The sequence below is a fragment of the Litoreibacter sp. GN1-5 genome (genome assembly GCF_055693805.1).
Map to the genome: position 1 here is coordinate 1,542,758 of NZ_JBVFUP010000001.1, position 26,951 is coordinate 1,569,708.

Annotated in this window: 25 protein-coding genes and 4 pseudogenes; 7 read left to right on the plus strand and 22 right to left on the minus strand. The window is 54.3% G+C overall.

The window, feature by feature from the left end:
• The first annotated feature begins 34 nt into the window (after positions 1-34).
• Positions 35-322, plus strand: coding sequence for an SCP2 sterol-binding domain-containing protein (locus ACZ1HF_RS07925; RefSeq protein WP_472656983.1), 288 nt, complete (start codon positions 35-37; stop codon positions 320-322).
• A complete protein-coding gene (locus tag ACZ1HF_RS07930) occupies positions 319-1,254 on the plus strand; it encodes an alpha/beta hydrolase (RefSeq protein WP_472656984.1) in 936 nt (311 codons plus the stop codon). The genes ACZ1HF_RS07925 and ACZ1HF_RS07930 overlap by 4 nt, the downstream gene beginning before the upstream one ends.
• A 40-nt stretch (positions 1,255-1,294) precedes the next feature.
• Here ACZ1HF_RS07930 and ACZ1HF_RS07935 read toward each other — a convergent pair.
• Positions 1,295-1,971 (minus strand): annotated as a pseudogene (locus tag ACZ1HF_RS07935) (ABC transporter ATP-binding protein).
• A complete protein-coding gene (locus tag ACZ1HF_RS07940) occupies positions 1,964-3,211 on the minus strand; it encodes a lipoprotein-releasing ABC transporter permease subunit (protein WP_472659006.1) in 1,248 nt (415 codons plus the stop codon). The pseudogene ACZ1HF_RS07935 and the gene ACZ1HF_RS07940 overlap by 8 nt, the downstream one beginning before the upstream one ends.
• Before the next feature lie 395 nt (positions 3,212-3,606).
• On the opposite strand from ACZ1HF_RS07940, the gene ACZ1HF_RS07945 reads away from it, so the two are divergent.
• The 3 genes and pseudogenes from ACZ1HF_RS07945 to ACZ1HF_RS07955 all read left to right on the plus strand — a co-directional run bounded on the left by ACZ1HF_RS07945 (position 3,607) and on the right by ACZ1HF_RS07955 (position 6,017).
• Positions 3,607-4,044: a universal stress protein gene (locus tag ACZ1HF_RS07945; RefSeq protein ID WP_472656985.1), complete on the plus strand. Its 438-nt coding sequence runs from the start codon at positions 3,607-3,609 to the stop codon at positions 4,042-4,044.
• A gap of 10 nt (positions 4,045-4,054) precedes the next feature.
• Positions 4,055-5,604: pseudogene (locus tag ACZ1HF_RS07950) on the plus strand (alanine/glycine:cation symporter family protein).
• A gap of 59 nt (positions 5,605-5,663) precedes the next feature.
• Entirely contained in the window at positions 5,664-6,017 is a 354-nt protein-coding gene (locus ACZ1HF_RS07955) for a VOC family protein (RefSeq protein WP_472659007.1), read from the plus strand.
• Between the two features lie 40 nt (positions 6,018-6,057).
• Here the strand turns inward: ACZ1HF_RS07955 and proS are convergent, their stop codons facing one another.
• Together proS and ACZ1HF_RS07965 are read right to left on the minus strand one after the other, a co-directional pair.
• Positions 6,058-7,395 carry a proline--tRNA ligase gene (gene proS / locus ACZ1HF_RS07960; protein WP_472656986.1) on the minus strand — a complete coding sequence of 446 codons (1,338 nt, stop codon included), beginning with the start codon at positions 7,393-7,395 and terminating at the stop codon, positions 6,058-6,060.
• 102 nt (positions 7,396-7,497) lie between these two features.
• On the minus strand, positions 7,498-8,247 hold the full coding sequence (locus tag ACZ1HF_RS07965) for an SDR family NAD(P)-dependent oxidoreductase (protein WP_472656987.1): 750 nt from the start codon (positions 8,245-8,247) through the stop codon (positions 7,498-7,500).
• Between the two features lie 74 nt (positions 8,248-8,321).
• On the opposite strand from ACZ1HF_RS07965, the gene ACZ1HF_RS07970 reads away from it, so the two are divergent.
• Positions 8,322-9,212, plus strand: coding sequence for an NAD(P)-dependent oxidoreductase (locus ACZ1HF_RS07970; RefSeq protein ID WP_472656988.1), 891 nt, complete (start codon positions 8,322-8,324; stop codon positions 9,210-9,212).
• A gap of 18 nt (positions 9,213-9,230) precedes the next feature.
• On the opposite strand, the gene ACZ1HF_RS07975 is transcribed toward ACZ1HF_RS07970, so the two are convergent.
• From ACZ1HF_RS07975 to scpA, 7 genes and pseudogenes are all read right to left on the minus strand, one after another.
• Positions 9,231-10,778 carry a Ppx/GppA family phosphatase gene (locus tag ACZ1HF_RS07975; protein ID WP_472656989.1) on the minus strand — a complete coding sequence of 516 codons (1,548 nt, stop codon included), beginning with the start codon at positions 10,776-10,778 and terminating at the stop codon, positions 9,231-9,233.
• Between the two features lie 49 nt (positions 10,779-10,827).
• Complete coding sequence (locus ACZ1HF_RS07980; RefSeq protein ID WP_472656991.1) at positions 10,828-11,121, minus strand: hypothetical protein; 294 nt, start codon at positions 11,119-11,121, stop codon at positions 10,828-10,830.
• The gene (locus tag ACZ1HF_RS07985; protein WP_472659008.1) at positions 11,088-13,001 is read right to left on the minus strand and encodes an RNA degradosome polyphosphate kinase; all 1,914 of its coding nucleotides are present in this window, start codon (positions 12,999-13,001) and stop codon (positions 11,088-11,090) included. Before ACZ1HF_RS07985 ends, ACZ1HF_RS07980 begins: the two co-directional genes overlap by 34 nt.
• Positions 13,002-13,041: 40 nt before the next feature.
• Complete coding sequence (locus ACZ1HF_RS07990) at positions 13,042-13,737, minus strand: AAA family ATPase (protein WP_472656992.1); 696 nt, start codon at positions 13,735-13,737, stop codon at positions 13,042-13,044.
• A 3-nt stretch (positions 13,738-13,740) separates the two neighbouring features.
• Entirely contained in the window at positions 13,741-14,811 is a 1,071-nt protein-coding gene (locus tag ACZ1HF_RS07995; protein WP_472656993.1) for an AI-2E family transporter, read from the minus strand.
• Positions 14,812-14,936: 125 nt separating this feature from the next.
• Positions 14,937-15,425: an MAPEG family protein gene (locus ACZ1HF_RS08000; RefSeq protein ID WP_472656994.1), complete on the minus strand. Its 489-nt coding sequence runs from the start codon at positions 15,423-15,425 to the stop codon at positions 14,937-14,939.
• Positions 15,425-17,555 (minus strand): annotated as a pseudogene (scpA, locus tag ACZ1HF_RS08005) (methylmalonyl-CoA mutase). The gene ACZ1HF_RS08000 and the pseudogene scpA overlap by 1 nt, the downstream one beginning before the upstream one ends.
• A gap of 177 nt (positions 17,556-17,732) precedes the next feature.
• Here scpA and ACZ1HF_RS08010 point away from each other — a divergent pair.
• On the plus strand, positions 17,733-18,194 hold the full coding sequence (locus ACZ1HF_RS08010) for a DUF4174 domain-containing protein (RefSeq protein WP_472656995.1): 462 nt from the start codon (positions 17,733-17,735) through the stop codon (positions 18,192-18,194).
• 119 nt (positions 18,195-18,313) lie between these two features.
• Here the strand turns inward: ACZ1HF_RS08010 and ACZ1HF_RS08015 are convergent, their stop codons facing one another.
• The 11 genes and pseudogenes from ACZ1HF_RS08015 to ACZ1HF_RS08065 all read right to left on the minus strand — a co-directional run bounded on the left by ACZ1HF_RS08015 (position 18,314) and on the right by ACZ1HF_RS08065 (position 26,891).
• The gene (locus tag ACZ1HF_RS08015; RefSeq protein ID WP_472656996.1) at positions 18,314-18,877 is read right to left on the minus strand and encodes a hypothetical protein; all 564 of its coding nucleotides are present in this window, start codon (positions 18,875-18,877) and stop codon (positions 18,314-18,316) included.
• A gap of 23 nt (positions 18,878-18,900) precedes the next feature.
• The gene (locus tag ACZ1HF_RS08020) at positions 18,901-20,139 is read right to left on the minus strand and encodes a Y-family DNA polymerase (protein ID WP_472656997.1); all 1,239 of its coding nucleotides are present in this window, start codon (positions 20,137-20,139) and stop codon (positions 18,901-18,903) included.
• A 120-nt stretch (positions 20,140-20,259) separates the two neighbouring features.
• The gene (locus ACZ1HF_RS08025; protein ID WP_472656998.1) at positions 20,260-22,260 is read right to left on the minus strand and encodes an acetyl-CoA carboxylase biotin carboxylase subunit; all 2,001 of its coding nucleotides are present in this window, start codon (positions 22,258-22,260) and stop codon (positions 20,260-20,262) included.
• A 120-nt stretch (positions 22,261-22,380) separates the two neighbouring features.
• Positions 22,381-22,581, minus strand: a complete 201-nt coding sequence (locus tag ACZ1HF_RS08030; RefSeq protein ID WP_472656999.1) for a hypothetical protein — start codon at positions 22,579-22,581, stop codon at positions 22,381-22,383.
• A 432-nt stretch (positions 22,582-23,013) separates the two neighbouring features.
• Positions 23,014-23,383 (minus strand): annotated as a pseudogene (locus ACZ1HF_RS08035) (hypothetical protein).
• A gap of 72 nt (positions 23,384-23,455) precedes the next feature.
• Complete coding sequence (locus ACZ1HF_RS08040; protein ID WP_472657000.1) at positions 23,456-23,587, minus strand: hypothetical protein; 132 nt, start codon at positions 23,585-23,587, stop codon at positions 23,456-23,458.
• A 214-nt stretch (positions 23,588-23,801) separates the two neighbouring features.
• Positions 23,802-24,188, minus strand: a complete 387-nt coding sequence (locus ACZ1HF_RS08045) for a DUF6497 family protein (RefSeq protein WP_472657001.1) — start codon at positions 24,186-24,188, stop codon at positions 23,802-23,804.
• A complete protein-coding gene (locus tag ACZ1HF_RS08050; protein WP_472657002.1) occupies positions 24,188-24,586 on the minus strand; it encodes a cupin domain-containing protein in 399 nt (132 codons plus the stop codon). The genes ACZ1HF_RS08045 and ACZ1HF_RS08050 overlap by 1 nt, the downstream gene beginning before the upstream one ends.
• On the minus strand, positions 24,583-25,011 hold the full coding sequence (locus ACZ1HF_RS08055; protein WP_472657003.1) for a RidA family protein: 429 nt from the start codon (positions 25,009-25,011) through the stop codon (positions 24,583-24,585). The genes ACZ1HF_RS08050 and ACZ1HF_RS08055 overlap by 4 nt, the downstream gene beginning before the upstream one ends.
• On the minus strand, positions 24,993-25,349 hold the full coding sequence (locus ACZ1HF_RS08060) for a hypothetical protein (RefSeq protein ID WP_472657004.1): 357 nt from the start codon (positions 25,347-25,349) through the stop codon (positions 24,993-24,995). The genes ACZ1HF_RS08055 and ACZ1HF_RS08060 overlap by 19 nt, the downstream gene beginning before the upstream one ends.
• Before the next feature lie 9 nt (positions 25,350-25,358).
• Positions 25,359-26,891: an acyl-CoA carboxylase subunit beta gene (locus ACZ1HF_RS08065; RefSeq protein WP_472657005.1), complete on the minus strand. Its 1,533-nt coding sequence runs from the start codon at positions 26,889-26,891 to the stop codon at positions 25,359-25,361.
• Positions 26,892-26,951 lie beyond the last annotated feature (60 nt).

Below are 26,951 nucleotides of genomic sequence, written 5' to 3' on the forward strand. Positions count from 1 at the left end.
GGGCGCAGATGTCACAAAGACAGGAGATCAAAGAATGAGCGATGTAATTGAACAGGCTGTCAGCGCCTTGTCAGCTAAAATGAATGGTGGCTTTGATGGCTCCGTCAAGTTTGTCATCGAAGGCGAAGGCGCGATCATGGTCGACAGTGATGGCGTGCGTCAAGGCGATGAAGACGCCGAATGCACGATGACCGCAGATGCCGAAACTTTTCAGGCGATCCTAGAAGGTGATCTGAATCCAACGGCGGCCTTTATGTCTGGCAAGCTAACCGTTGACGGCGACATGGGCACAGCAATGAAACTGGGCACCGTTCTGTCGTGACCCCTGCCCCCCTTTACGCTGATGTAGCTCACGGACCTGAAGGTGGGTCTGCCTATTGGCTGACCACCTCGGATGATGTGCGGATTCGCATTGGCATCTGGCCGGGAGGTGATAAAGGAACTGTGCTGCTGTTTCCGGGTCGCACGGAATATATCGAGAAATATGGCATGGCCGCGGCAGATTTTCTGGCCCGCGGTTATTCCATGATTGCGATTGATTGGCGTGGTCAGGGGCTGGCTGACCGCATGCTACCTGACCGCGCGGCAGGCTATGTCAAGGAATTCCGCGACTACCAAAAAGATATAGCCGCGGTTCTTGAAGCTGTTGAAACGCTCAAACTGCCCAAACCTTATTCGTTCTTTGGGCATTCCATGGGGGGCTGTATCGGCCTGCGCGCTCTGATGGAGGGATTGCCGGTAAACGCCGCCGTCTTCACTGGCCCGATGTGGGGCATCGCCCTGACGCCCTTCCGTCGCAATATCGCCTGGACCCTGTCCACAATGGGTCAGGCCATCAATCAGGGCGGGCGTTATGCGCCCGGTACTGTCCCCGAGACCTATGTTTTGGGCAACCCGTTTGAGCAGAATATGCTAACCAACGACCCTGATATGTACGCCATGATGCAGGAACAGGTCACAAAATACCCTGATCTCGCCCTTGGCGGCCCTACGCTGGGATGGCTCTATCAAGGTCTCAACGAATGTCGCGCTCTCAGCCTGCGTCCAACACCAAATGTCCCTTGCGTGACTTTTCTTGGAACCCATGAACGGATCGTCGATGTCAAAGCCGTCCACGATCGTATGGCACGTTGGTCCAATGGGCAACTCAAGCTGATCGAAGGCGGCGAGCATGAGGTCGCAATGGAAGGCTCTGAAATCCGAAAAATGGTCTTCGACGCTGCTGTGGACTTGTACGCAAAGGCAGATGGGTAATTACATCAGGCGTGTTACCAAGAACGATGCCATAACCTGACTATACCAACACCCCGTTTTCCAGCCGGATTACCCGATCCATGCGCGCAGCCAGATCCATATTATGCGTGGCAATCAGCGCGGCCAAACCCGTTGCGCGAGTCAGATCCATCAATGCGGCAAACACCTGATCAGAGGTTGCCGGATCAAGATTTCCCGTCGGCTCATCGGCCAACAAAAGACCGGGCTTGTTTGCCAAAGCGCGGCAGAAGGCAACGCGCTGCTGCTCACCCCTGATAACTCACCGGGGCGGTGATGAGCACGTGGCCCGACCCCCACAAGGCTCAACAATTCCTGAGCCCGGGCCTCGGCCTCAGACCGCGCAACGCCTGCGGCCAGCTGTGGCAGGATCACATTTTCAGCTGCCGTAAACTCCGGCAGCAAATGGTGGAACTGATAAACAAACCCAATTTTAGAGCGTCGGGCCGCCGTCCGCGCCCGGTCAGATCGGCCCGTCAAGTCATCGCCGCCAATGCTCACATGACCCGCGCTTGGTGTATCAAGCAGCCCCGCGATATGCAGTAGGGTAGACTTACCCGCGCCGGAGGGCGCGACAAGGGCCACAACCTCGCCCGGTTGCACAGTCAGGTCTGCCCCTCGCAGAACCTGAATTTCATTTGGACGACCTTTGTTATAATGCTTTTCGATCCCGGCCAATCGCAACATCGCATCACTCATAGCGCAAGGCCTCAACCGGGTTCATCCGCGCAGCCCGCCGCGCCGGGAATATGGTTACAAAAAAGGACAGAAACAAAGACAGGCTGACCGCAGACAGAACGTCGCCAAGTTCCAGCCGTGCTGGCAGCTTCGAGATCAAGCGTATATTCGGATCCCAAACCCCACCACCAGCAACGTAGTTCACGAGCGCAAAAATCTGGTCAATATAGATAGCAAACAGGCACCCAAGGATCACACCACAAATGGTCCCGACGACTCCGATAGATGCACCACAGATGAAAAACACCCTGAGAACAGACCCTTCGCTCAGCCCCATCGTGCGCAAAATACCAATGTCGCGGCCTTTGTTTTTAACCAACATGATTAGACCAGAGACAATATTCATCGAGGCGATGAGAACCAACACAGATAGGATCAGGAACATCACATTATCTTCCATCTGCAATGCGCGTAGAAATGCACCTGAGCTGTCTTTCCAGCTCCATAACAGCGCCGTATCGCCCGCAGCATCGGAAATGCCGGGCCGGAAGGCATCCACGTTTTCAGGATCATCAAGGATCACTTCGATCTCATCAACCACATCATCGCGGTTAAAATAGCCCTGCGCTTTTTCCAAAGGCATGTAGACGCGGATACCGTCGATGTCAGAACGGCCAACCTTAAACACATATACGACGTCAAACGCGGCGACCCGTGGGCTGGTGCCAAATGCGGTTTTGGTTCCGTTGGGCGAGATAAGCTTTACCCTGTCCCCTACCGTCACGCCAAGTTTACGGGCGACGCCGTCTCCGATCGCGATGCCTTCTGCAAAACGACTGATGTCACCAAGCGAGGCTTCAGGCGTGGCGACACGGCGCACAGACATCAAATCCTCGGGCCGCAATCCCAAGACTTGCACGCCCGTATTTCCAGATGGCCCTGTGGCCATCACCTGAGCGCGTATCTGCGGCGCTGCGCGTATCACGCCGGGGGCTTTCGCGACGCTTTCGGCCAGCGCGTCATAGTCGCTGATCACCTGAGCAAATCGGCCAGCCTCCGTTACCCGACCGGATGTATAAACCGTCACATGGGCATTCGCGCCAAGGATCGTATCAACGAATTCATATCGAAACCCTGATCGCACGGCGAGCGTGATGATCAGCGCAGCCACGGCCAATGTAATGCCAATCAGGCTGATCCAGGTCATGACGCTGACGCCGCCCTCAGCCCGTTTGGCGCGCAGATAACGCCAGGCAATCATCCATTCGAAATTTGCGAAGGGGGCGGTTTTCTGCCCTGTGATCTTGGCCACATTCATCTCCTGCTCTTCTTGGGTCTACAGATGCGCTTTCGCGCCCAAAGGGTCAAGCCTTGCCGAATATGCCGGAAAATATGATGCCATCATGTGCTGTGGACACAGGCGACTAGATTCCTGTTAATTCTCTGAAAATCAGCCTTTTTGACCGAATTCAGTCTCTATTCAGGTCAAAAACTCAGGCCAAATTGCGAATTCAGTCCAATTTTGCGGTAAAATCGCCTAAGCTATCATCACGAGACTGTCAAAATACAACGTCCGCTTCTCCAAGATTCTTAATAAAACAGGTCTCACGCAATCTTGGAAAACCTCGGTGCGGACCCGACGGGAGTAAGAGAGACATGACAACGAAACTGGTGATTGGCCTTGACGGGCACAGCTCTGGCGAGCGTGCCCTGCAATATGGCCAACAACTTGCCCGTATGATCGGCACCTGTGAGCTGATCGTACTCTACGTGATCGAATGGTCGCCCTATTCCTTCCAAACCCCCGAGGAGAACGCGGAGCGCCATAAACGGCGGGAAGAAGAAATCTCAACCGCACTGGAACGGGTCGTTACCCCTGCCGTCAAAACCCTTAAGGATGCGGGGTTGAAGGCGCGCGGTCTGGTGAAGCATGGCAATGTTGCGGACACGCTCAACAAGGTGGCCGTTGATGAAGGGGCCGAGCAGATCGTCGTTAGTCGCTCTGCCGAGACCGGCCTGTCCAAGCGCATCTTCGGAAGCTCGACCGCAAATCTTGTGATGGAGGCCAGCGTGCCCGTCACGGTCGTAGGTTAGGAAAAGTATCATGAAAAACCATATTTCAACAGGCTTAGCCGCGCTGGCCCTCACCGTTTCGCCTGCATTGGCACAGGAGGCCGCAAGCCTTGATGAGCGCGTGAACGAGGCGTTTGCAGCCTTCACCGGCCCCTTCGTCAGTTTCATCTTCGCACCGCTTTACGGCACGGATTTCCCTTGGATTGTGCTCTGGCTGGTTGTCGCGGCGACCGTCTTCACACTGTACTTTGGCTTTGTGCAGTTCCGTTTCTTTGGCCATGCCATCGGTTTGGTGAAAGGCGATTACTCTGACCCAGACGACGCAGGCGAAGTGAGCCATTTTCAGGCGCTCGCAACCGCTTTGTCAGGCACTGTTGGGCTCGGCAATATCGCAGGTGTTGCTGTTGCCGTCGGCATTGGCGGGCCCGGGGCCACGTTCTGGATGATCCTTGCAGGGCTTCTGGGGATGGCGTCGAAGTTTACCGAATGTACTTTGGGCGTGAAGTACCGCAACGAATACGAGGATGGGACGGTCTCTGGCGGGCCAATGTATTACATCTCAAAAGGGTTCAACGAACTTGGATTGCCGGGGGTAAAATTCTGGCTGTTCTGTTCTCGGTCTTCTGTATTCTTGGCGCGCTTGGGGGCGGGAACATGTTTCAGGCCAATCAGGCACATGCGCAGATCCAAACTGTGCTCGGTTTTGAGTTCTCGGGCCTAATCACTGGCTTCATCTTCGCCTTCATCGTGTTCATCGTGATCGTTGGCGGCGTGAAATCTATCGCCCGCGTGACCGAGAAAGTCGTGCCATTCATGGGCATCCTTTACGTTGGTGCGGCGCTGATTATCCTTCTTGTGAACTACGACAAAATCGGCTGGGCCTTCGGGCAAATCTTCGCAGGCGCTTTCACCGGGCTTGGTGTTGCAGGTGGTTTTGTAGGCGCGTTGATCCAAGGATTCAAACGGGCGGCGTTTTCCAACGAAGCCGGTGTTGGATCCGCCGCTATCGCTCACTCGGCGGTGCGCACGAAAGAGCCTATAACCGAAGGTTTCGTCTCGCTGCTGGAACCCCTGATCGACACAGTCGTCATCTGTACGATGACAGCTTTGGTCATCATAATCTCGCAGCAACTGGTTATTGACCCTGCAACGGGTCTGTATCAATTGGCAGAAGACGGATCATCAATCGCAACTGTGGGCGATGTCAGCGGTGTGGCTTTGACTTCGGCAGCCTTTGCATCGGGCATCAGCTGGTTCCCATATGTTCTGGCAATTGCCGTCGTCCTGTTTGCCTTCTCAACGATGATTTCCTGGAGCTATTACGGGCTGAAAGCCTGGACCTATCTCTTCGGTGAGGGCAAGACGACTGAGTTGATCTTCAAGCTGATCTTCTGTGTCTTCGTCGTGATCGGAGCTGCCGCAAGCCTAGGGCCAGTTATCGATTTCTCAGACGCGGCAATCTTTGCGATGGCAGTGGTCAATATCTTCGCGCTGTATTTCCTGATGAAATTGGTGCGCGCTGAGTTGAACTCATATGCTGATCGATTGAAAGCCGGGGAAATCAGGAAATTTGCCCATTAAACAAACCAGTTTGGAGGGGGCCTAGAGCCCCCTCCAGCTATTTAGACAGGAGAAATATGATGGAGAAAGTTCAAGGTATTGGCGGCACTTTCTTCCGGGCGAAAGACCCCAAAACATTAAGTACATGGTACGAGACACATCTTGGCATCTCTTCGCAACATGGCCAATGGCAACCCGAAGGAGGCATTACTGTCTTTGCACCGTTTTCCCAAGACACCGAATATTTTGGACGACAAACTCAGCAATTTATGCTCAATTTCCGCATTCGCGATTTGGATGCAATGACAGTACAGCTTCAAGCCGCAGGAATTGAGGTAGAAACCAATCCGGATTGGGACACCCCGGAAATAGGCCGGTTTGCACGTATCCATGACCCGGAAGGCAACCCAATCGAGCTATGGGAACCTGCATGAACAGGGCGCGATTTTTCGGCGAAAAATCAACATAGGGCGCTTAACGGCCAAGGTAGATTTCGGCAACCCGGGCGACAGCTTGTTCGGGTGGCATCTCTTTACTTTCGCCAGTACGCCTTGAGGTCAGCTCAACCACACCGTTTTTCAACCCACGCGGACCGACAGTGATGCGCCAAGGCAATCCAATCAGATCCATTGTTGCGAATTTTCCTCCGGCCCGTTCGTCCCGATCATCATAAAGCGGCTCAAGACCAAGAGCCGTCAGTGACGCGTAAAGTGTCTCGCAGGCACCGTCCGCCTCGGCATCACCCTGCTTGAGATTGATGATCCCGCAATGGAAGGGCGTCACACCTTCAGGCCAGATAATGCCTTTGTCATCATGTGAGGCCTCAATAATTGCACCCACAAGGCGAGACACACCAATGCCGTGGCTTCCCATATGAACTGGCGTTGCTTTCCCATCAGGGCTTTGCACAGTCGCGCCCATAGCATCAGAATATTTCGTGCCAAAGTAGAAGATTTGACCGACTTCAATGCCACGCGCCGTGCGTTGACGCTCTGCCGGGATCGCGTTGAAAAGCGCTTCATCATGGGTTTCGTCGGTACGGGCATATTTCGTGGTGAACTCTTCCATAATGGCCGCGCATTGGGCTTTATCATCATAGTCGATATCACGGTCGCCAAAGCTCAGATCAGTTACAGCGCTGTCATAGAAAACTTCGCTCTCGCCCGTCTCGGCCAAGACCAGAAATTCATGCGTGTCATCACCTCCGATAGGACCTGAATCCGCCCGCATAGGGATGGCTTGCAGGCCCATCCGTTCATAGGTTCGTAAGTAGCTCACCAAGTGGCGGTTGTACGCGTGTAATGCGTCCTCTTTCGTCAGATCGAAATTGTAGCCGTCCTTCATATAGAATTCTCGGCCTCGCATGACGCCAAAACGGGGGCGACGCTCATCGCGGAATTTCCACTGTATCTGATACATCGTCAACGGCAGATCCTTGTAGCTGCTGACATGGCTGCGGAAGATGTCCGTAATCAGTTCTTCAGCAGTGGGTGTGAACAGGATATCACGACCGTGACGGTCCTTGATACGCAGCATTTCTTCGCCATAGTCATCATAGCGCCCACTTTCACGCCACAGATCTGCTGATTGAATGGTTGGCATCAGCATAGGCATATGGCCAGCCTTCTGCTGCTCTTCATGAACGATATCCTCAATCTTTCTGAGAACCTTAAAGCCCAATGGCAGCCATGAGTAGATCCCGGCAGAAGCCTGCTTGATCATGCCTGCGCGCAGCATGTATCGATGGCTGACAATCTGCGCCTCTGCAGGGGTCTCTTTGAGGACGGGTAGAAAATAGCGAGTGAGGCGCATGGGTTTAACCTTATCGTGCTGATTGGAGTTTGAGTATGCCACCTCAGGCGGTAGGGCAAGTTGCGGTGTAGCGTTTTGAGTATTTTTAAAACAATGATGAAATCAGATCGAGCCCGCTTCGACCATATAATTGCTTGCCGTGCACATCGCCGCATCGTCAGAAGCAAGGAAAAGCACCATGCGAGCGACATAAACCGGGTCAATCAGATCGGGCAGGCATTGGCGATTGCGGTGGGCTTCAAGCCCTTCAGGGGTCGCCCAGAGCTCTTTCTGACGCTCAGTCATGATCCAACCAGGCACAACTGTGTTGACGCGAATGCGGTGCCCCCCAAGATCGCGCGCCATCGTGCGGGTCAGCCCGTGGACTGCGGATTTGGCCGTGGCATAGGCCGGAAAGCCGCCGCCCGCTTCCCACCATGAGTTAGACCCCAGATTGATAATAGAGCCGCCGCCTTGCGCGATCATGCCAGGGGCTATGGCTTGAATGGCAAAGAACATATGACGCAGGTTGGTGGCCATACGTTCATCCCAATAGTCGGGCGTGACATCCTGCCAATTGTGCCGGTCATCGCGCGCTGCATTATTGGCAAGGATCGTGAAATCCCCGAGCTTGGTCGCGAGCGTCGCAATGGCGGCCTGCATCGCGTCGATATCGCGCAAATCACACAAGGCAAAATCGGCGCCGGTTTTGTCAGCGACAGCACGGCTACCGACCTCGTCCCGATCAAGAAACCCGACTTTTGCGCCTTGTGCTGCAAATGCCTCGACCGTGAGCGCGCCAATGCCGCCTGCCCCGCCTGTGACGAGAACCGATTTGCCCTTCAGGCTTGGGTAGATCGCAAAATCTGGCATTGTACTTCTTCCTCTGGTGCAGGGTCAGACAGACCGTTAGGGTCTTTGCGAACATTAATGCGGGAGGGTGCAGCATGGCACAAGAGACAATCGGTTTTGTCGGCGTTGGTCTGATGGGGCAAGGGATGGCAAAGAACATTCTTGACGGTGGCTATCCGGTGATGGTGATCGCGCATCGCAATCGCGAACCGATTGATACGCTGGTCGCACGCGGCGCGACAGAAGCCGCATCATTGGAAGAGATGGCTGCGGCCTGCTCAATCATCCATATTTGCGCGCCGGGATCGCCACAGGTTGAGGCGGTCGTGGCGGGGCTTTTGCCAAACATGCAAGCCGGTGCCGTGATTGTGGATTGCTCAACCTCTGATCCGTCCTCGACGATGAAATTAGCAGAAATCCTCGACGCAAAGGGGCTTCATATGGCCGATGCGCCTTTGGGCGGGACGCCAGTGCAGGCCGAGGCAGGCGAATTGGCAACGATGGTCGGCGCGTCAGAGACCGTTTATAGCCGCATCAAACCCGTGCTGGAGTGCTGGGCCGGGGCAATCGTGCATCTGGGGCCGTCCGGTGCGGGGCATAAGATGAAGCTTCTGAACAACATGCTCGCCATGGGCTATGCAGCCATGTACTCGGAAGCCTTGGCCCTGTCGAACAAGGTGGGCATCAGCACAGAACAGTTTGACAGTGTCATCCGGGGCAGTCGCATGGATTGCGGGTTTTATCAGACCTTCATGGGCTACGCAGTCGAGGGCAATCGCGAAGCTCATAAATTCACGCTGACCAACGCTTTGAAAGATATGCGCTATCTGGAATCAATGGCCGATAGTGTGGCGCTGGCAAATCCGGTGGGTAACGCGATCAAGAATAGTTTTGCATTGGCCCATGCGGCAGGTGGCGATGGCCCGGAAGATTATGTGCCACATCTGGTAGATTACGTGGCCAAGCGGAATGGGGTGAAATCCTAGCCGTTCAGAAACGGACCCTTATTCCACCAGTGTATCTGCCTCAAGCGCATTCGCCAGCGACTTGAACCGCGCTTCGGCAACTTCGCCAAATAGCGCGCGGGTATCTGGGTTCAGCTTCAGTTTCAGAAGGCGTTTTTTGGGATGCCAGGTCAGCTCACCCATTAAATCGCGCTTCTGGACCGAGAACATCGCACCAAAGCGCATCGCTTTGCCAAGCGTTTCTGCATCTTTGAGTTGCCGTTCACTCAGCAAATCATACAGTTCCTGAAACCGTGTCCCATCGCGGCTGTTCTTGTAACGGTGCAAAAGGGCGACGCCGAGGAAAATGCGCCCCTGATGGTCAAGCCCGCCCAGATTGGCACGGGTGGCATTGTCAAAACACACCTCGGCCCGATAGTCAGGATGCGCACGCCAACTGACGTCATGCAGAAGACATGCCGCTTTGATCAACCGCCAACGTTCCTCTGACGACCCTTTGAAAAGCGGTTTGATAAATTCGTAAAGCGTGCGCCCGAAACCGGGCAAGCGCGCATTCTGCGCCTCGTCATACCGGCAAGCCTCGATCAAAGGGTCGCGGCGCTTCAACTCATACGGCATTTGCTCATAGAGAAGCCCTTCGCGGATGCCGTAGCTAGATGTCGCGATATATTTTGGACGGAAGCGTTGGATCAGGGACTTCAACACTTGCGCCGCAATTGGCACGAGCCGCATCCGTGCCTCGGAATTTCCTGTTATCGCGCGCAGCTCATCAACGCTTTTACCGCTGATCCACTTCACGGTGGAAAGGATCGATTTCGACGTCATACGGTATTCATGCAGAACTTTCAGCGGATACCCCCGCCGTTCCATATCCAGCCGGGCAATGGCGCGCCAAGAGCCCCCAACAAGAAACAGGTACTTGTAATCCCCATCAATCTGTTCGCGCAAATCGTCGACTGTACTGTCGATGATTTTCTTGCGGGCCTTCATTCCGCCCTTGATTTCCATCAGTTTGAGTGGTCCCAGCTGCGATGACACACGCCGCCCAACGACACCATCCCCCAGCTCGGCCAGTTCCATGGACGAGCCGCCGATGTCACACATTAACCCCTTGGCGATGGGCCAGCCCAAAAACACGCCCTGGGCAGACAACCGCGCCTCTTCGGTGCCAGAGGCGACCCAGAGCTTCAGCCCGGTTTCACGCAACACTTCTTCGCAAAACTCAGGCCCGTCCTCAGCATCACGCACGGCCGCGGTTGCAACGCAGGTCAGGGGAGACACATTCATACCTTCGGCCAGAAGGGCAAAACGGCGCAACGCGGCCAGCGCCCGTGCGCGGCCCTCAGGGTGCAAACGGCCTGTCTTAGACAAGCCGGTACCAAGCCCCGCCATCACTTTTTCATTGTAGAAATAGGCCGGGCTGCGCGCAGCTCCATCAAAGACTACCATCCGGACCGAGTTGGAACCGACATCAATCGCCCCTACCCGTTTGAGCGCCTTCGCCTTGGGATCGTTAAACAACGGTCGACCAAAAGGGGGATCGGGATCATTGCCCGTCTCGGTTGTTCCGTCCATCGCCAAAGCCATGACCTCTGCCGTAATGTTGCATCACAATGCCCCGTAGAGGTTTGCAAGGTCAATCCTTCGTATGCGTCAGCTTTGGTACATCACTGGCTCCGGCAGAGCCACGCCCTGACAGGGATGGGTTTTCCATGAAGAATCTGTGACAGTTGAACGGATGGTCATCCGGTCCGAACTCTGCGCGGATGTAGCTGCCATCTGGCTGCAAGACCCAGCTTTGGGCGGTATCGGCCAGATTTGCCGCCATGATCTGGCTCATCACCTGCGCCTGCACAGTTTTATTTGTGATCTCTACCAGTGTTTCGACCCGCCGGTTCAGATTGCGCCCCATCCAGTCTGCGGACGACATGTAAACGCGCGCTTTTTGGAGGGCAGCCCTGCGCCATTTCCGAAACATACGATGCGGGAATGTTCAAGGAACCGGCCAACGATGGATTTTATACGGATATTCTCGCTGAGCCCCTTGATACCCGGCCGCACGCCACAGATACCACGCGCCACGATCGAGATTTTCACACCCGCCTGCGAGGCTGCATAAAGCGCATCAATCACATCAGGCTCAATGATCGAGTTCATCTTGGCCCAGATCTCGGCAGGTTTGCCGTCCTTGGCAAACTCGGCCTCGCGTTTGATGCTTTTGATCAGTTTATTCTTGAGCCCGCTGGGCGAGATATAAAGGTTTTCCAGCTTGTCTGGCTGAGCGTAGCCGCCCACATAATTGAACACTTTGGTTGCGTCCCGCCCCAGCGCCGGGTCACAGGTGAACAGGCTAAGGTCGGTGTAGAAGCGGGCGGTGATCGGGTGATAATTGCCCGTACCGAAATGGGTATAAGTTACCAGCTGGTCGCCCTCGCGTCGCACAACAGTGCTGATCTTGGCATGGGTTTTGTAGTTGATGAATCCGTAGATCACATGCGCGCCCGCGCGTTCCAGCTTGCGGGACTGGCGGATATTGGCGGCCTCATCGAACCGCGCTTTTAGCTCTACCAGCGCGGTAACAGATTTGCCATTCTCGGCAGCTTCGCAAAGTGCTGCCACGATGGGGGATTCATTCGACGTCCGATAAAGCGTTTGCTTAATCGCCACCACATCAGGATCCCGCGCGGCCTGAGCCAAAAAGCGGATAACCATATCGAATGTCTCGTAAGGATGGTGAAGCAGCATATCCTTCTGGCGGATCGCAGCGAACATATCACCATCATGATCCTGCACCCGCTCTGGCACGCGGGGCGTGAATTGCGGCCAGAGCAGATCATAGCGCGCCTCGACAACCAGTTCCTTCAGATCGGACACCCCAATCATGCCGTCGATCTCCACAATATCATCATCGGTGACTTCAAGCGCCCGCATTACAAGATTGCGCAGCTTGGTCGGTGCTCCGGCGGACAGTTTGAGGCGCACCACCTCACCCCTGCGGCGGCGTTTTAGTGCAACTTCAAATTCGCGCACCAGATCTTCGGCTTCTTCCTCAAGCTCCAGATCACTGTCACGCAGAACCCGAAACGCGCAATGGCCCTGCGCAACATAGCCGGGGAACATGTCGCTGATTTTCAGCAATAACAATTCTTCCATCGGCAAAAAGCGCAAGTGACCCTGCTCTGAGGGCAGCAAGACAAACCGATCAATCTGTGCCGGGATCGGCAGAAGCGCCTGCAAGGCACGCCCATCAGAGGCGCGCTCCAATTGCAGCGCCAAAGAGAACCCTGCATTTGGAATAAACGGAAACGGATGCGCCGGGTCGATGGCCAAAGGCGAGAGAACCGGAAAGACGTTGGACATAAAGTAGGCGTTCAGAAATGTCTGATCAGCCTTGGATAAGGTCTCTGCTGTTAGCAGACTGATACGTTCGTCCTCCAGCGCGAGCTTCAAATCCCGCCAGACCTCGCCCTGCCTGCGGATCAGGTCACGCGCGTCTTTGTCAATCAGCACAAGCTGTTCTGCCGGGGTCAAACCATCGGTGGACGGCGTCGTATTGCCCCCATGGGCCAGTTCCCGCAAACCAGCCACGCGGACTGTGTAGAATTCATCAAGATTTGTGGCCGAGATCGACAGAAACCGCACGCGTTCCAGCAACGGCACCCGTGGATTTGCAGCTTCATCCAGAACGCGCCAGTTGAACGCAAGCCAGCTTAGCTCACGATTAAAAAAACGGCTCGGTCCTGCAGGATCAACACCATTCAATGTCACCGGCTCAGGGAACGATGCTTCCAGAAAATCAGCGGATATCATTCCAGCGTTTTTGATATCAGTTTGTAACATATCAATGAACTTATACAGGTTTTTCAGGATCAGAGTCCAACCCGTCCGCCAACACCTCGCGCGCCAATTTCTTGCCGATTGGCCGGTTTTCGGCCAAAGCCCGCGCATCCATCTGCATTACAAAATGATGGGCCGCAGCAAAGCTGCGCTCGATCCTGGGCAGAACATACGACAGCAGCTTGTCAGATATATTGATCTGGCGATCCGCAAACAGCTTGATCAGGATCGCGGCCAGCAAGGGATCGTCAAGCGACTCCAGACGTCCCACCGAGGTCGCATCCATACGGCTTTGCAGATCGGGCAAGCTGAACCTGATCCGGCTTGGGGCCTCTTGGGAGGTCATCAGCAAAAGCTGGTGCTCAGCCTGCATTTGGTTGTGCAAATGAAATAAGGCTCGTTCCAGATCATCATCGCCGGCAATCTGGTCAATGTCCTCAACCACAAGCGCTTGGTTGCCCAATTCGCTTATCGCCTCGGTCCCCAGCATGTGCGCCTCGATGATCCGCGCGCCGGTTTGTCCAGCCCAGACATGGGCCAGATGGGTCTTACCGGACCCACGCGGACCGACCAAAACAAGTTTGCCTAAAGGCCAGTCTTGCGGTGCTTCAAGTGCCGCAACGGCCAGTGCGTTGGCAGGCGAGACAAAGAAATCTTCGCGCCCAAGTGCCGGTTTGACAGGAAGGGAAAGTGGCAGCTGTTCGGCCATGGCTCACTCTTGGTCCTCACCTTTTTGGAGGCCACGATACAATCGGCTTTGCTGGTAACGGTCGACGCCGAACCGCGCGATGACCCCAAGCGATGCTGCCACTGGCACAGCCACAAGCATACCGACAAACCCGAAAAGCGACCCGAACGCAGACAGTGCCAACAGCAGCCAGACCGGATGCAATCCGACACTACCACCAACCAGTTTTGGCGTCAGGATATTACCTTCCAAAAACTGACCAGCCCCAAAGATGATGGCGACAGCGATGATCCAACCGGGTTCGCCCCAGAACTGAAACAGCGCCAGCCCTAATGCCAATGCACCACCAACAAGCGCGCCAATATAGGGAATGAAAGAAATAAGCCCGGCAACAACGCCCACAACCAAGCCAAATTGCAACCCAACAATTGCAAGGGCTACCGCATAGAACACGCCCAGAATGCTGCAAACCGTCAATTGTCCACGCACGAAATTGGCCAGCGTGCTGTCGATATCAGAGGCAATCTGCCGGATCATCGGCGCATGATCACGCGGCAGAAGCGTATCAAACTTGGCTACCATATTGTCCCAGTCCAGCAAGAGATAGAACGCGACGACTGGCACAACGACAATGAAGACAACTGCATTGATCACCCCAAGGGCTGAAGCAAACACACTTTGCGCGAATTCCGCCCCGCGGCTCTGGATCGTTGTACCGATTGTTGCCAATGATTGACGCAGGGTAGATCCCTCGTCAGCTAAGGACGGAAAACGATCTGACAGAAATCCTTGCAGGCGCCTGAACAAATCGGGGGCCATGTTAAACAACTCAATCGCCTGTTCGATCACCATGGGAATGATCAGAAGCGCCATGAGTATGAATAAAAGCAAAGCAAACACACTGATAATTGACGTCGCCAAGACCCGCGACAGGCCCAGCGCCTCCAGCCGGTCGGCTATTGGGTCAAGCATGTAAGCGATTGCCCCACCTACAATAAACGGGAGCATGACGTCCCCCAGATACCAAAGGAAAACAAGGAATATAACCGTTGCAGCGCCCCAGTATTTAACCTGATCTTGAACTGGCAAAGCCATAGTGTCCTCGTGCGTTCGGCATGTATCGATCTGACCTATTTAAGCGATCAGCAGACGCTTTGTAACAGTCTGCAAATAAAACGTAAGACTTTCTGTGCAATCAATAGTTAGCCTGCACGACACCGTCAGAATGAAACAAATGACATCGCCATCACAAAGGCCAATACCGTTGGGTAAAACCCCGCAGCGAACCCAAAGCCACGCAGGGGCGGGCTGAGATGGTATCCAAACCAAAATAACAGACGGGTTGCCCCAAAAGATAAGCCTAAAATGATGACCACACCTTCGCCAAGCACACTGCCGACAAATGGCCAAAGGCAAATCGCCAAAATAAGTTGCTCGACCGTGTTGTTCAGAACTCTTTGATCAATTTGCGCAGCGGAATTCTCGGCAAATTTCTGACCGTCTATAGTATCATCATCGAAAAACCTGCGCCCGGCCAAACGCCCGATTAATACCAATAACACAAAACCTCCCGGAGCCAATCCAACGCTCAGCGCCTGAACCAAAGTCATATCCGGGGCGTTCTGCCAAGTTCGCGCGATAAACATCAACGCGACCGACCATACGGCACCACCGATCATGGAGATCAGTATGACCCCCCTCTTGCCCATCAGACCACCGACTTAGACCGGATCAAATCAAGGATATCCTTTGCTGCTTTGGGTATATTTGTCCCCGGCCCGAAGATGGCCTTGACCCCCGCTTTATACAGGAAATCATAATCCTGCTGCGGGATGACCCCACCGCAGATCACGATAATTTCGCCAGCCCCAGCCGCTTCCAAAGCCTCGACCAGTTTCGGGGCCAGCGTCTTGTGCCCTGCCGCTTGCGAGCTGATACCCACCACATGGACGTCATTGTCCACCGCGTCCTGCGCAGCCTCTTGAGGTGTCTGGAACAAGGGTCCCACATCGACGTCAAAACCGATATCAGCAAAAGCCGTGGCAATAACCTTGGCGCCCCGGTCATGCCCGTCCTGGCCCATCTTGACGACCAGCATACGTGGGCGGCGACCTTCTTGCTCGGCAAATTTCTCTACATCTTTCTGAATTTCCGCAAAGCCTTCGTCACCCTCGCAAGCGGCACCATAGACACCGGCCAGCGTCTTGACCTCGGCGCGATGACGACCGAATGCTTTTTCCATACTCATACTGATCTCCCCTACGGTGGCGCGGGCGCGGGCGGCGTCGACGGCCAATGCCAGAAGGTTGCCCTCGCCTGATCTGGCGGCGTTTTCCAACGCGCTCAGGGCTGCATCGCAAGAGGCCTGATCGCGCGATGCACGGATGCTCTCAAGCCGTTTAATCTGGTTGTTGCGAACCGCCACATTATCGACGTCCAGAATGTCGATCTCATCCTCCTGTTCCAGCCGGAACTTGTTGACACCAACAATAACCTCATCCCCACGATCAACCTGTGCCTGACGTTTGGCGGCGGCTTCCTCAATGCGCAGTTTAGGCATGCCAGTAGCCACCGCCTTGGTCATCCCGCCCATCGCGTCGATCTCTTCGATGATCTTCCAAGCCTCGTCTGCCAGATCAGCCGTAAGCGTCTCGACATAGTAAGAGCCCGCAAGTGGATCGATGACCTTTGTTACCTTGGTCTCATTTTGCAAAATCAACTGTGTGTTGCGCGCGATACGCGACGAAAACGCGGTCGGCAGTGCGATTGCTTCGTCAAAACTGTTTGTATGCAGAGATTGCGTCCCTCCAAGAACAGCGCTCATCGCCTCGTAAGCCGTGCGAATGATGTTGTTGTAGGGATCCTGTTCCTGCAATGACACGCCAGAAGTTTGGCAATGGGTGCGCAGCATCAGGCTCTGTTCTTTCTGGGGATCGAACTCGCTCATGATACGGTGCCACAGGAAGCGCGCGGCGCGCAGTTTCGCAGCCTCCATGAAGAAGTTCATGCCAATAGCGAAAAAAGCTGAGACGCCCGGCAAACGCATCTACGTCCATACCGCGTGCAAGAGCGGTTTTGACGTATTCCTTACCGTCGGCCAGCGTAAAGGCCAGTTCCTGCACCAAGTTCGCCCCGGCCTCTTGCATATGATAACCGCTGATCGAGATTGAGTTGAATTTAGGCATATCGCTGGCGGTGAATTCGATAATGTCCGCTACGATCCGCATCGACGGTTCGGGGGGATATATATAGGTATTGCGCACCATGAACTCTTTCAGAATGTCATTTTGAATAGTCCCTGAAAGCTTTGCACGATCAACGCCCTGCTCTTCCCCAGCAACGATGAAAGACGCCAATACCGGAATCACCGCGCCATTCATGGTCATCGACACGCTTACCTTATCCAACGGAATGCCATCAAAAAGGATTTTCATATCCTCAACGCTGTCAATCGCCACACCAGCCTTGCCGACATCGCCCTCAACCCGCGGATGGTCGCTGTCATACCCGCGGTGCGTCGCCAGATCAAAAGCGACCGAGACCCCCTGCTGTCCGGCCTCCAGCGCCTTACGGTAAAACGCATTCGATTCTTCAGCTGTTGAAAACCCCGCATATTGCCGGATTGTCCAAGGACGCCCCGTATACATCGTGGATCGGGGCCCACGCGTGAATGGCATCTCTCCAGGCATCGCGCCCAGATGCGCCAACCCTTCCGCATCATCCGCCGTATAGACCGGCTGAATGTTGATACCTTCCGGGCTTGCCCAAGTCAGATCGTCCAAAGAACGGCCCCGCAATTCAGTCTCAGCGCGGGCGGACCATGCTTTTTTGTCACTCATCGGATTATCCTTTTGTATTTGCGGGTTTTTTGATGTGGAAAACTCCGCTCTGATCGCCCGCAATCACAGGAAATCAAACTATCATTTGTCATAATCTTACAATTCATGTGGTCAGCGCCCGCATTCCCCTTAGAATAGGGAACGAAAGGCCCTATATCAGGCCAAACAGGAGACCAGATGAAACGCCTAACTATACTTGTTCTTTTTGCGTTTTTCTTCACGCCAACGGTGGCAGCCACTCTTGCTGATGAAGGGGCGGAGCCTGCAGACGATCTCGTCATAATGGATGCATCCCAAGCGGATTTAGGTGCATTCCTATGGGAAAAGCGGCCTATTGTTGTTTTTGCAGACACAGCTGCGGACCCACGGTTCAAGGAACAGATGGAGCTTTTGCTGAAGCGTAAATCGGAATTGATTGAGCGTGATGTCGTCATCCTGACCGACACAGACCCTGCCGCCAAGTCGGAGCTGCGTATAAAATTGCGACCGCGGGGCTTTATGCTGGTGCTGGTCGGCAAGGATGGTGGCGTGAAACTGCGCAAACCTTTCCCTTGGGATGTGCGTGAGTTGAGCCGCGCCATCGACAAGATGCCCTTGCGCCAGGAAGAATTACGCGACCGGCGCCGTTTGGGCGGATAATACAGGCTTTCATTGCAAATTAACTTGCATGGCCCTATATATTGGATACGAGATGTGCTGATCGGCACATAAGCTTGGAAAGGTGAATGATATGTCGGATGCACCAAAATCTCCGCCACCTATGACTGGCCAGAAGGGCCCGCGGCCCGGCTATTGACTGCATTTTGCGATGTGCTTTTGCGCAGCGCGCTCAATGCGGATTGCCCCATGATCAGGGCTTCCTTTTTCAAAGCGATATAATCCGTATACATGCCAATGCGCTGTACTTGGTCCATGTTTCGAAATGTATCCGAACGTAGATCTTCGATGATCGCCTCGATCGCGAAAACCTGGTTATAATAAGCCACAATCGGATCAATAACTGCGCCCGGCAAAACATGAACCTCTGCTATGAGCGCGCGGAAAACCGTGTCATTCTTTTCGCTTGGAACAACAGGGATATATTTGTTGTCCTCTTCCATAGCCGATACGATCCTTTTCCATGTCGCCGTCAGGTCGAAAAGCTGCATCGCCTCTACATAGTGACCAATCTCGGCCATCAGGGCAGTTTGAACGTCCTGCACCTCTTTCCAGCCGCCTACGGCGATCCCGTTTTCGGTTTTGGCTGCCATTGAACAGCCAACCGCCTGCCAGAAAAATACCTGCGACAAAGGCTTGCTGCACCCGCGGGTCGATGATGTCATTCAACCACAGCATAAGCCCCCTCTTACTCGCTGAATTCTTCCGGTTCGGGGATGCGCCCGAACGCAATTTTTGCCCCGGTATAAGGCACCTTGTATGGGGGCAATTCCCCGAAACGGATCGTGTCCTGCCCAAAACGTCTGTTCAAACCATCTATCGCGCGGCAAAGCTCTTCGCGTGGGGTCGTATTGCTGACGCTGCGTTCTTCGAAAAGTTCGGCGATATGGCAATCCACAGGTTGCAAACCGCCCAGCATGATGCTGACCGAGACCGGTCGGCGCAGGGTAAGATGCGCCCAGTACCGGTCGAAATTTTGCAACAAGGCGAATGTATCCTGCGTTGCGGGGAAATCGCCGCCGCATTGGGACCGCCCCTCTTCGGCACATTTGGCGCTGACATGCAGCCTGCGCGCGAAATACCTCTCGCGCCTCAGACGTGCGCCGGCCTTGACCAACAGACGGCGGGCCACCAGACGCGCAGCTTCGGGCGTGCGATTTGCAGTCGTCAATTGCTGACCATGCCCCAGATGGCTGCGCCGCGTCTCTGGGTAGACCACACGCTCCCCCAGCAATTGCCGAATGAAGCGTTCCCCTTCGACGTTGCGCCACAGGTAACGCGCTTCTTTCGGAGCCAAAGCATAAAGGGCATCGACCGTATGAATGCCTGCGCGATCCAAACGCGTCACCATCCCGCGCGAAATGCCCGGCAGATCGTTCAGCGCCAGATGCGCGATTTTCTGCGGCAGCACCTCTGGCAGCAGCCAGTTCAGCCCCGCAGGTTTGTGCAGTTCTGCCGCAATCTTGGCCAGCAGCTTGTTCGGCGCCACCCCGACCGAGCACAGCAAAGCCGGGCTGACCTGTTCGCAAATCGCGCGCTGAACGTGTCTGCCAAGCTGCAAAGCCTCGGACAAGGCGCGCTGCCGCCCCATGAGCCGACAGGAAAATTCGTCCACTGAATGCGCTTTTTCGATGGGAATGATCGTCTCTACCGCCGCGCGAATACGATGATGGTAAGTGACAAAAACATCGTGTTTGGCCGCCCGAAACACAATGCCCGGACACATGCGCTTCGCATCTGGAATGCGCACCCCCATACCGACACCGCGCCGCTTCGCCTCGATGCTGGCGGCAATACAGATCGCGCCGGGGGACAATGTTGTGACGACGCCCACAGGCCGGCCTTTCAAGTCCGGTTCTTCCGCCTGTACAACTGAGGCGAAATAAGAATTCATGTCGAAGAACAGAATATCGACTGTTGGGGGCATCGTGCGACTCGCCAGATTGTGAGGCACCCAAATTAGAACATAAAGTGAACATTTGGCCAGAAAATTTCCCACAATAATCCGTAAATCTGCGATTATTCCGGGGAACGAGGCGCATAATATCTACTCAAACTCCATGATCACATCATCCACGGCCAGATTGTCGCCCGCATTTGCATTGATTTTTGTGACCTTACCTTTTCGCTCGGCGCGCAGGATATTTTCCATCTTCATCGCTTCGACGGTACACAAGGCCTGACCTTCCTGCACCTCATCGCCTGCGGTCACATCCAGTTTAACGATGAGCCCCGGCATCGGGCAGAGCAGCAGTTTCGACGTATCCGGCGGCAGTTTTTCAGGCATCAACGCAGCCAGTTTCGCCTGACGGGGTGTTCGGATATGAACCTTCAGGTCCGCCCCGCGGGTTCGCACCCGAAAGCCGCCCGAGATTTTGTCCACCTTCAGCACCAAAGGCGCACCATCAACCATCAACCGCGCCAGACTTTGCCCCGGCGTCCAGTCCGAGGTCACACGGTGGCTTACACCCCCCTTATGCTTGACGGTTGCACCTTCCTTATCAGCCTTCACTTTCACAACGAAGTTTTCACCTTGCAGCGAGACAACCCAATCCTTACCAACTTTGCGGCGGTGATTGTCCATTGTTCCCGAGATGCGCGCACGTCGGATTTCCGCAACACGGTGCATGGCCGACACTGCCGAGGTAATCCGTTCCAATGCCTCGCGCTCAAGCGTTACGCCATCAAAACCTTCAGGGAATTCTTCCTCAATAAAAGCCGTTGTCATCTCGCCTGTGACAAATTTCGGATGATCCATCACTGCCGAGCAAAACGGCAGGTTATGCCCGATCCCTTCAACCTCGAACGTATCCAGAGCGACCCGCATTTCCTCGATCGCAGACGCGCGATCCGGGCCCCACGTGCAGAGCTTGGCAATCATCGGATCATAATACATGGAAATCTCGCCGCCTTCGAATACGCCCGTATCATTTCGCACGGCACGTGATTTCTTGGCGATTTCTTCCGGCGGGCGATACCGGGTCAGCCGCCCGATAGACGGCAGGAAGTTGCGGTAAGGATCCTCGGCATAAAGCCTGCTCTCAATAGCCCAACCGCTTAATTTGATATCGCTCTGCGACAGGCTCAGTTTTTCACCGTAGGCCACGTGGATCATCTGTTCCACAAGGTCCACACCGGTGATCAGTTCAGTAACGGGGTGTTCGACCTGAAGGCGGGTGTTCATTTCAAGAAAGTAAAAATTCCGATCCCCATCTACTATAAATTCCACGGTTCCGGCGCTGGTATAGCCCACAGCTGCCGCCAGGGTGCAGGATTGCGCGCCCATTGCTTCGCGGGTCGCCTCATCAAGAAAAGGCGATGGGGCCTCTTCAATCACCTTCTGGTTGCGCCGTTGGATCGAACATTCCCGTTCGCCCAGATAAATCGTATTGCCATGGCTATCCGCCAGCACCTGAATTTCGATATGGCGTGGCTGCGTCACAAATTTCTCGATAAAAATTCGGTCATCGCCGAAACTGTTGGCCGCCTCATTCTTGGAGCTTTGGAAACCCTCGCGCGCCTCGTCGTCACTCCAGGCAATCCGCATACCCTTGCCACCACCCCCCGCAGAGGCTTTGATCATCACCGGGTAGCCAATTTCACCCGAAATTTTCACGGCCTCTTCAGCATCCGCGATCAGCCCCATGTAACCCGGCACGGTCGAGACCCCGGCTTCCTGCGCGATTTTCTTCGATGTGATCTTGTCGCCCATCTTCTCAATCGCACCCACAGGCGGGCCGATAAAGGCGATACCTTCCGCGGCAAGTGCCTCGGCAAATTTCGGGTTCTCCGACAAGAAACCATATCCCGGATGCACGGCTTCTGCGCCTGTTGCGCGAATAGCCTCCATCACCTTTTCGATCACAATATAGGATTGGTTCGCAGGCGCGGGGCCGATATGGACAGCTTCATCTGCCATGCGCACATGCAATGCGTTGCGATCCGCATCCGAGTAGATTGCAACCGTTGCAATCCCCATCTTGCGGGCGGTCTTGATAACACGGCAGGCAATCTCACCCCGGTTGGCAATCAGTATTTTCTTGAACATGTCCCGTTTCCCTTTGCCTGACATTTTCAGGCAGCCCAAAAGAAATGGCCACCGCAGCTTGTGCCGCGATGACCATCGAATTTTTTGAGGGCCGAAAGCCCCATTTGATGTTTGGTTTGTTTACCGGCAGACGCCCGCGTCGTCGCAGAAGACGCCCGCAGCCCCACCAATGACCGCGCCTGTAAGCACGTCGCCGCCTGTGGCTTTTGAAATTGCGGCACCTGCGCCTGCGCCGACAACGCCGCGCTCCGCATCTGAATCACAGGCCGAGACGCCCCCGATGATGGCCATAAAGCCAAATGCCATGAAAATCCTACGCATAGTCTTGCTCCTGAGTGGTTTCTATTAAACCTATGTCCCCTTTCAAGGGATCGTTTCTTATTACGTATTAGGCAAAATGCCGTCCGCGTTGCAGTTAAAGAAGTATTGCTCTGACAATCGCTTATTGCGCTTTTTGCTTTATTCAAGATTTGCGCTTTTATGCCCGACCGGTCAAACCACAAATTATTTACAGATGTGAAACAAGCAGAACATCGCCTTATTTTGCTGCCAAAATAAAAAAGAGGTCTGTTCATAAGAACAGACCTCTTCAGAAGGGAAGGGTAACGGTTTTGTACATGCAAGCAATTCTCTGTGCTGGAGGGATATACTTGCCAAACCAACATCACCTGAGATATTCGGAAAAAAAGCTCAGCTTTGCAATGGTTACATTTTGAGCTGATTTTCGCTCATATTGTTTCATGCAGGGCAAATTCATGCCGAGCGCCCGTTGGCTGATTCATCAAAAACACCGGGAAATGAGGCACTTGCGCGTTTCACATCGATTCTCAGCAAAGCTTCATAACTTTGCGAGATCAAATGACTCGGTCGCGGGAATCACCTCACGCTCGAAAAGCCAGCACAGACGCCCCGCATCGAGATTACCTCGCATGAAGTCTTCTTCGCCGAAGTAGTCCCACAGAGCCCACATAAAGCCCTCATCCGCGCGACGATCTGCGGGTTTACGGTCGGCATAACGCTCTCGCGCAATCAGCGGTGTGACCGCTTTCTTGTTCTCTCGGCGAATTGTGAATTGGAAGTCGCTGCCCGGCAGGCGCGATGGAAACCCCTTATGTTTAAGCATTATGCGGCCTCAAGGGTAAAAGGCCGAAGCTGGTTTTGCGGGGCGGTCGGAACCGCCCGCCCCGCAATTATTTTAGAACTTGTTGAATGTTGGTTCTGGCTCAACCGGATCAACGATAACAACTTCTTCTTCTTGCTGTTGGCCACATGCTGCAACGAGTGCAACCATGCTAAGTACAACGAATGCTTTGATGCTCTTGGACATCTTGGTCTCCTGTTCAATTTAGCCGACATGCTCACAGAAAAACTTCCTGGGAGAATCTCGCACACCATACGGGTCACACGAATGTAACCTCGATGCAAGCTATCCGGTTCCTTCGGAAAAAAATACTCCCTGACCTGTGTTACGTATGCATGTGTTGTGATTGCATCAAACTTCTGGGAATATGAAGAATTGACCGCAACATATTGTGGTTTCATCACAATCCCTCCCAAACGCACATATCGCCCTGTATCCGAAATGCATCAAAATACTGCACGATGTTCGGCGCGGTTTCGCCGAATACTACCGTTTCCGACGAAATTGAGACCACAATCCGTTCAATTTTTTTCGGCTCTTGTGCTGCCAAAGGCAGCCCAGTCGCTTCGCAGAGGTATTGAAAATCAGATTCTATCTGAGCGAAACCAAAGGCTTGCGTATCCTTCAATTCAGGTGCAACAAACCGCAAGCGCAACCCGTCTGGCGTATCGGCATCCCCCGGCTCTGCCACAGCTTCGTGCAATTCCACGTCTATCCCAGACGGAACCACAATATCGCCCGCCAAGACGGGCGTTGCGATCAGCAAGGCAGGCAGGACCACTCTCATTACGGGGCATCTTCCGGGGTTGTCGCAAAGTCGGCGGGCGAGGTGATCTCGATCAGTTCCAGATCATCCGAGTGCCGGACTTCGCGATGTTTAATGCCGGGCGGTTGCAGCACGCAGCAGCCTTCGCGCATGATATGTTCGCCCGTGTCTTCATATTCGAAGACGACCCAGCCCTTGGTGATGTAGACCATCTGGAAATCCAGATCGTGCGAGTGCCACGTCGCAGGGCTTTCCATCCCCGGCACCGCACGGATCACATGCGCACCGTATTTGCCTTGCGTCGCTTCTTTGATGCCAAGTTGGCGGTACTCAAAAAAGGCCCGCAGCCCCTGCCCTTCGAATTTGCCATCATCGGCGTGGGCAATAGCGAAGGCCTGGTTTTTCCAGAGTTTTGTCATGGTGTCTTTCCTCCCGGTCGCCGCGCAATACAGTCGATCTCGACCAAGGCGCCCACGGCAAGCGCCGTTACCCCAACCGTCGTGCGTGCGGGCAAGCGGTCTGTGGGGAAGTAAGATTTATAAGTGTCATTGAACGCAGCATAATCGCGCTCGAACTCTGTCAGGAAGCAGCGGCATTGTACGATGTGAGACAGATCAAGGCCAACGCCTTTGAGGACGATCTCGAGATTCGTCATGACCTGCTTTGTCTGCGCCTCGATCCCATGTGGAAGAGGCGCATCAGGTTGGCCGGGCAGAGTCGGCATCTGACCTGTCAGGATAACCCAGCCGTCTGTTTCAACCGCATGGCTAAAGGGGGCAACATGGGTTGGGGCGTCGGTGATGTTATGGAATTGGGGCCTCATAACTATAATGAACCCGGCCAAGATTGCATCCACTTAGCGACAATCTGTATTGAAGTGTAAAGAGCAATGCCCGTTAGTAAAAACGATAAGGAAAAACATATAGTCAAAAAATTTTCAATGTTTTCATACGGCTTAGTCAAAATATTAAAGGAGGTAAAAGCTAACCCTATTCCACCAATTAATGCCGCGCACCAAACGCTAACTGCAAATATAGCAAAGAAACTTTTTGGAATACCATGGGCTGCATCAGGTAATTGCACAAGCAATCCTAGAAGACTGAAAGAAATCAATAATGGCGCGGCGATCAGAAACCGAAATACAGCCGCTCGCCTTTCTTCTAATGCTGAAATGTCTTTCATAACCAAACCTCACAACGGAATATTGTCATGCTTCTTCCAGGGGTTCTGGAGTGACTTACCCCGTAATGACGCAAAGGCCCGACAAACCCGCTTGCGTGTCGAATGAGGCAGGATCACCTCATCAATGAAGCCTTTCTCGGCAGCAACAAACGGGTTGGCGAAGCGATCTTCATAATCCGCGGTCCGCTCTGCGATCTTCTCGGCATCGCCCAGTTCAGACCGATACAGAATCTCTACTGCACCTTTCGCACCCATCACGGCTATCTCGGCTGTTGGCCACGCATAATTGAAATCACCACGCAGGTGTTTGGACGCCATAACATCATAGGCCCCGCCGTAGGCTTTACGAGTAATCACTGTGACTTTCGGCACTGTTGCCTCGCCATAAGCGAACAAAAGCTTCGCACCATGCTTGATCACGCCGCCATATTCCTGCGACGTCCCCGGCAAGAACCCCGGCACATCCACCAAAGTCAGGATCGGAATTTCAAACGCATCACAAAACCGAACAAACCGCGCCGCCTTGCGCGAGCTGTCGATGTCCAGACATCCTGCCAACACCATCGGTTGATTGGCCACAACCCCCACCGACTGCCCCTCCAGCCGGATAAAGCCAGTCAGAATGTTCTTTGCAAAATCCTCTTGGATTTCAAAGAAATCGCCCTCATCCGCCACTTTGGTGATCAATTCCTTCATGTCATAAGGCGTGTTCGGGTTGTCGGGGATCAGAGTATCAAGACTGTTCTCAACCCGCGCCGGGTCATCAAAGAACGGGCGCACAGGGGCCTTTTGACGGTTGTTGAGCGGCAAGAAATCGACCAGACGGCGCACCTCTGCCAATGTTTCAACGTCATTTTCAAATGCGCCATCTGCCACGCTCGACTTTTTGGTATGGGTGGATGCGCCGCCAAGCTCCTCGGCCGTGACGACTTCGTTGGTTACAGTTTTCACAACGTCCGGGCCGGTGACAAACATATAGCTTGAGTCCTTCACCATGAAGATGAAATCCGTCATCGCAGGCGAATAAACCGCCCCACCGGCACAAGGCCCCATAATTACGCTGATCTGCGGCACAACACCCGAGGCCATGATATTGCGCTGGAAAACCTCGGCATAGCCTGCCAGCGACGCAACGCCTTCTTGTATGCGCGCGCCGCCGGAATCGTTGATGCCAATCACCGGCGCGCCGTTTTGCACAGCCATATCCATGATTTTGCAGATTTTCTGGGCATGGGTTTCGGAAAGTGACCCGCCAAACACCGTGAAATCCTGCGAGAAAACATAGACCATGCGGCCATTGATTGTGCCCCACCCTGTTACGACACCATCTCCCGCAGGGCGATCTTTCTCCATCCCGAAATCAGTGCATCGGTGCGCCATGAACATGTCGAATTCTTCGAAGCTGTCTTCATCCAGCAGAAGTTCGATACGTTCACGCGCGGTCAGCTTACCCTTGGAATGCTGCGCGTCGATCCGGCGTTGGCCACCGCCTTTGCGGGCAACCTCGCGCCGTGCTTCCAACTCGCCCAGAATATCTTTCATCGCAATGCCCCTCCGGTTTGGGCGCACCCTAGACCGTTGCTGCACTGCAAAAAAGAAAAT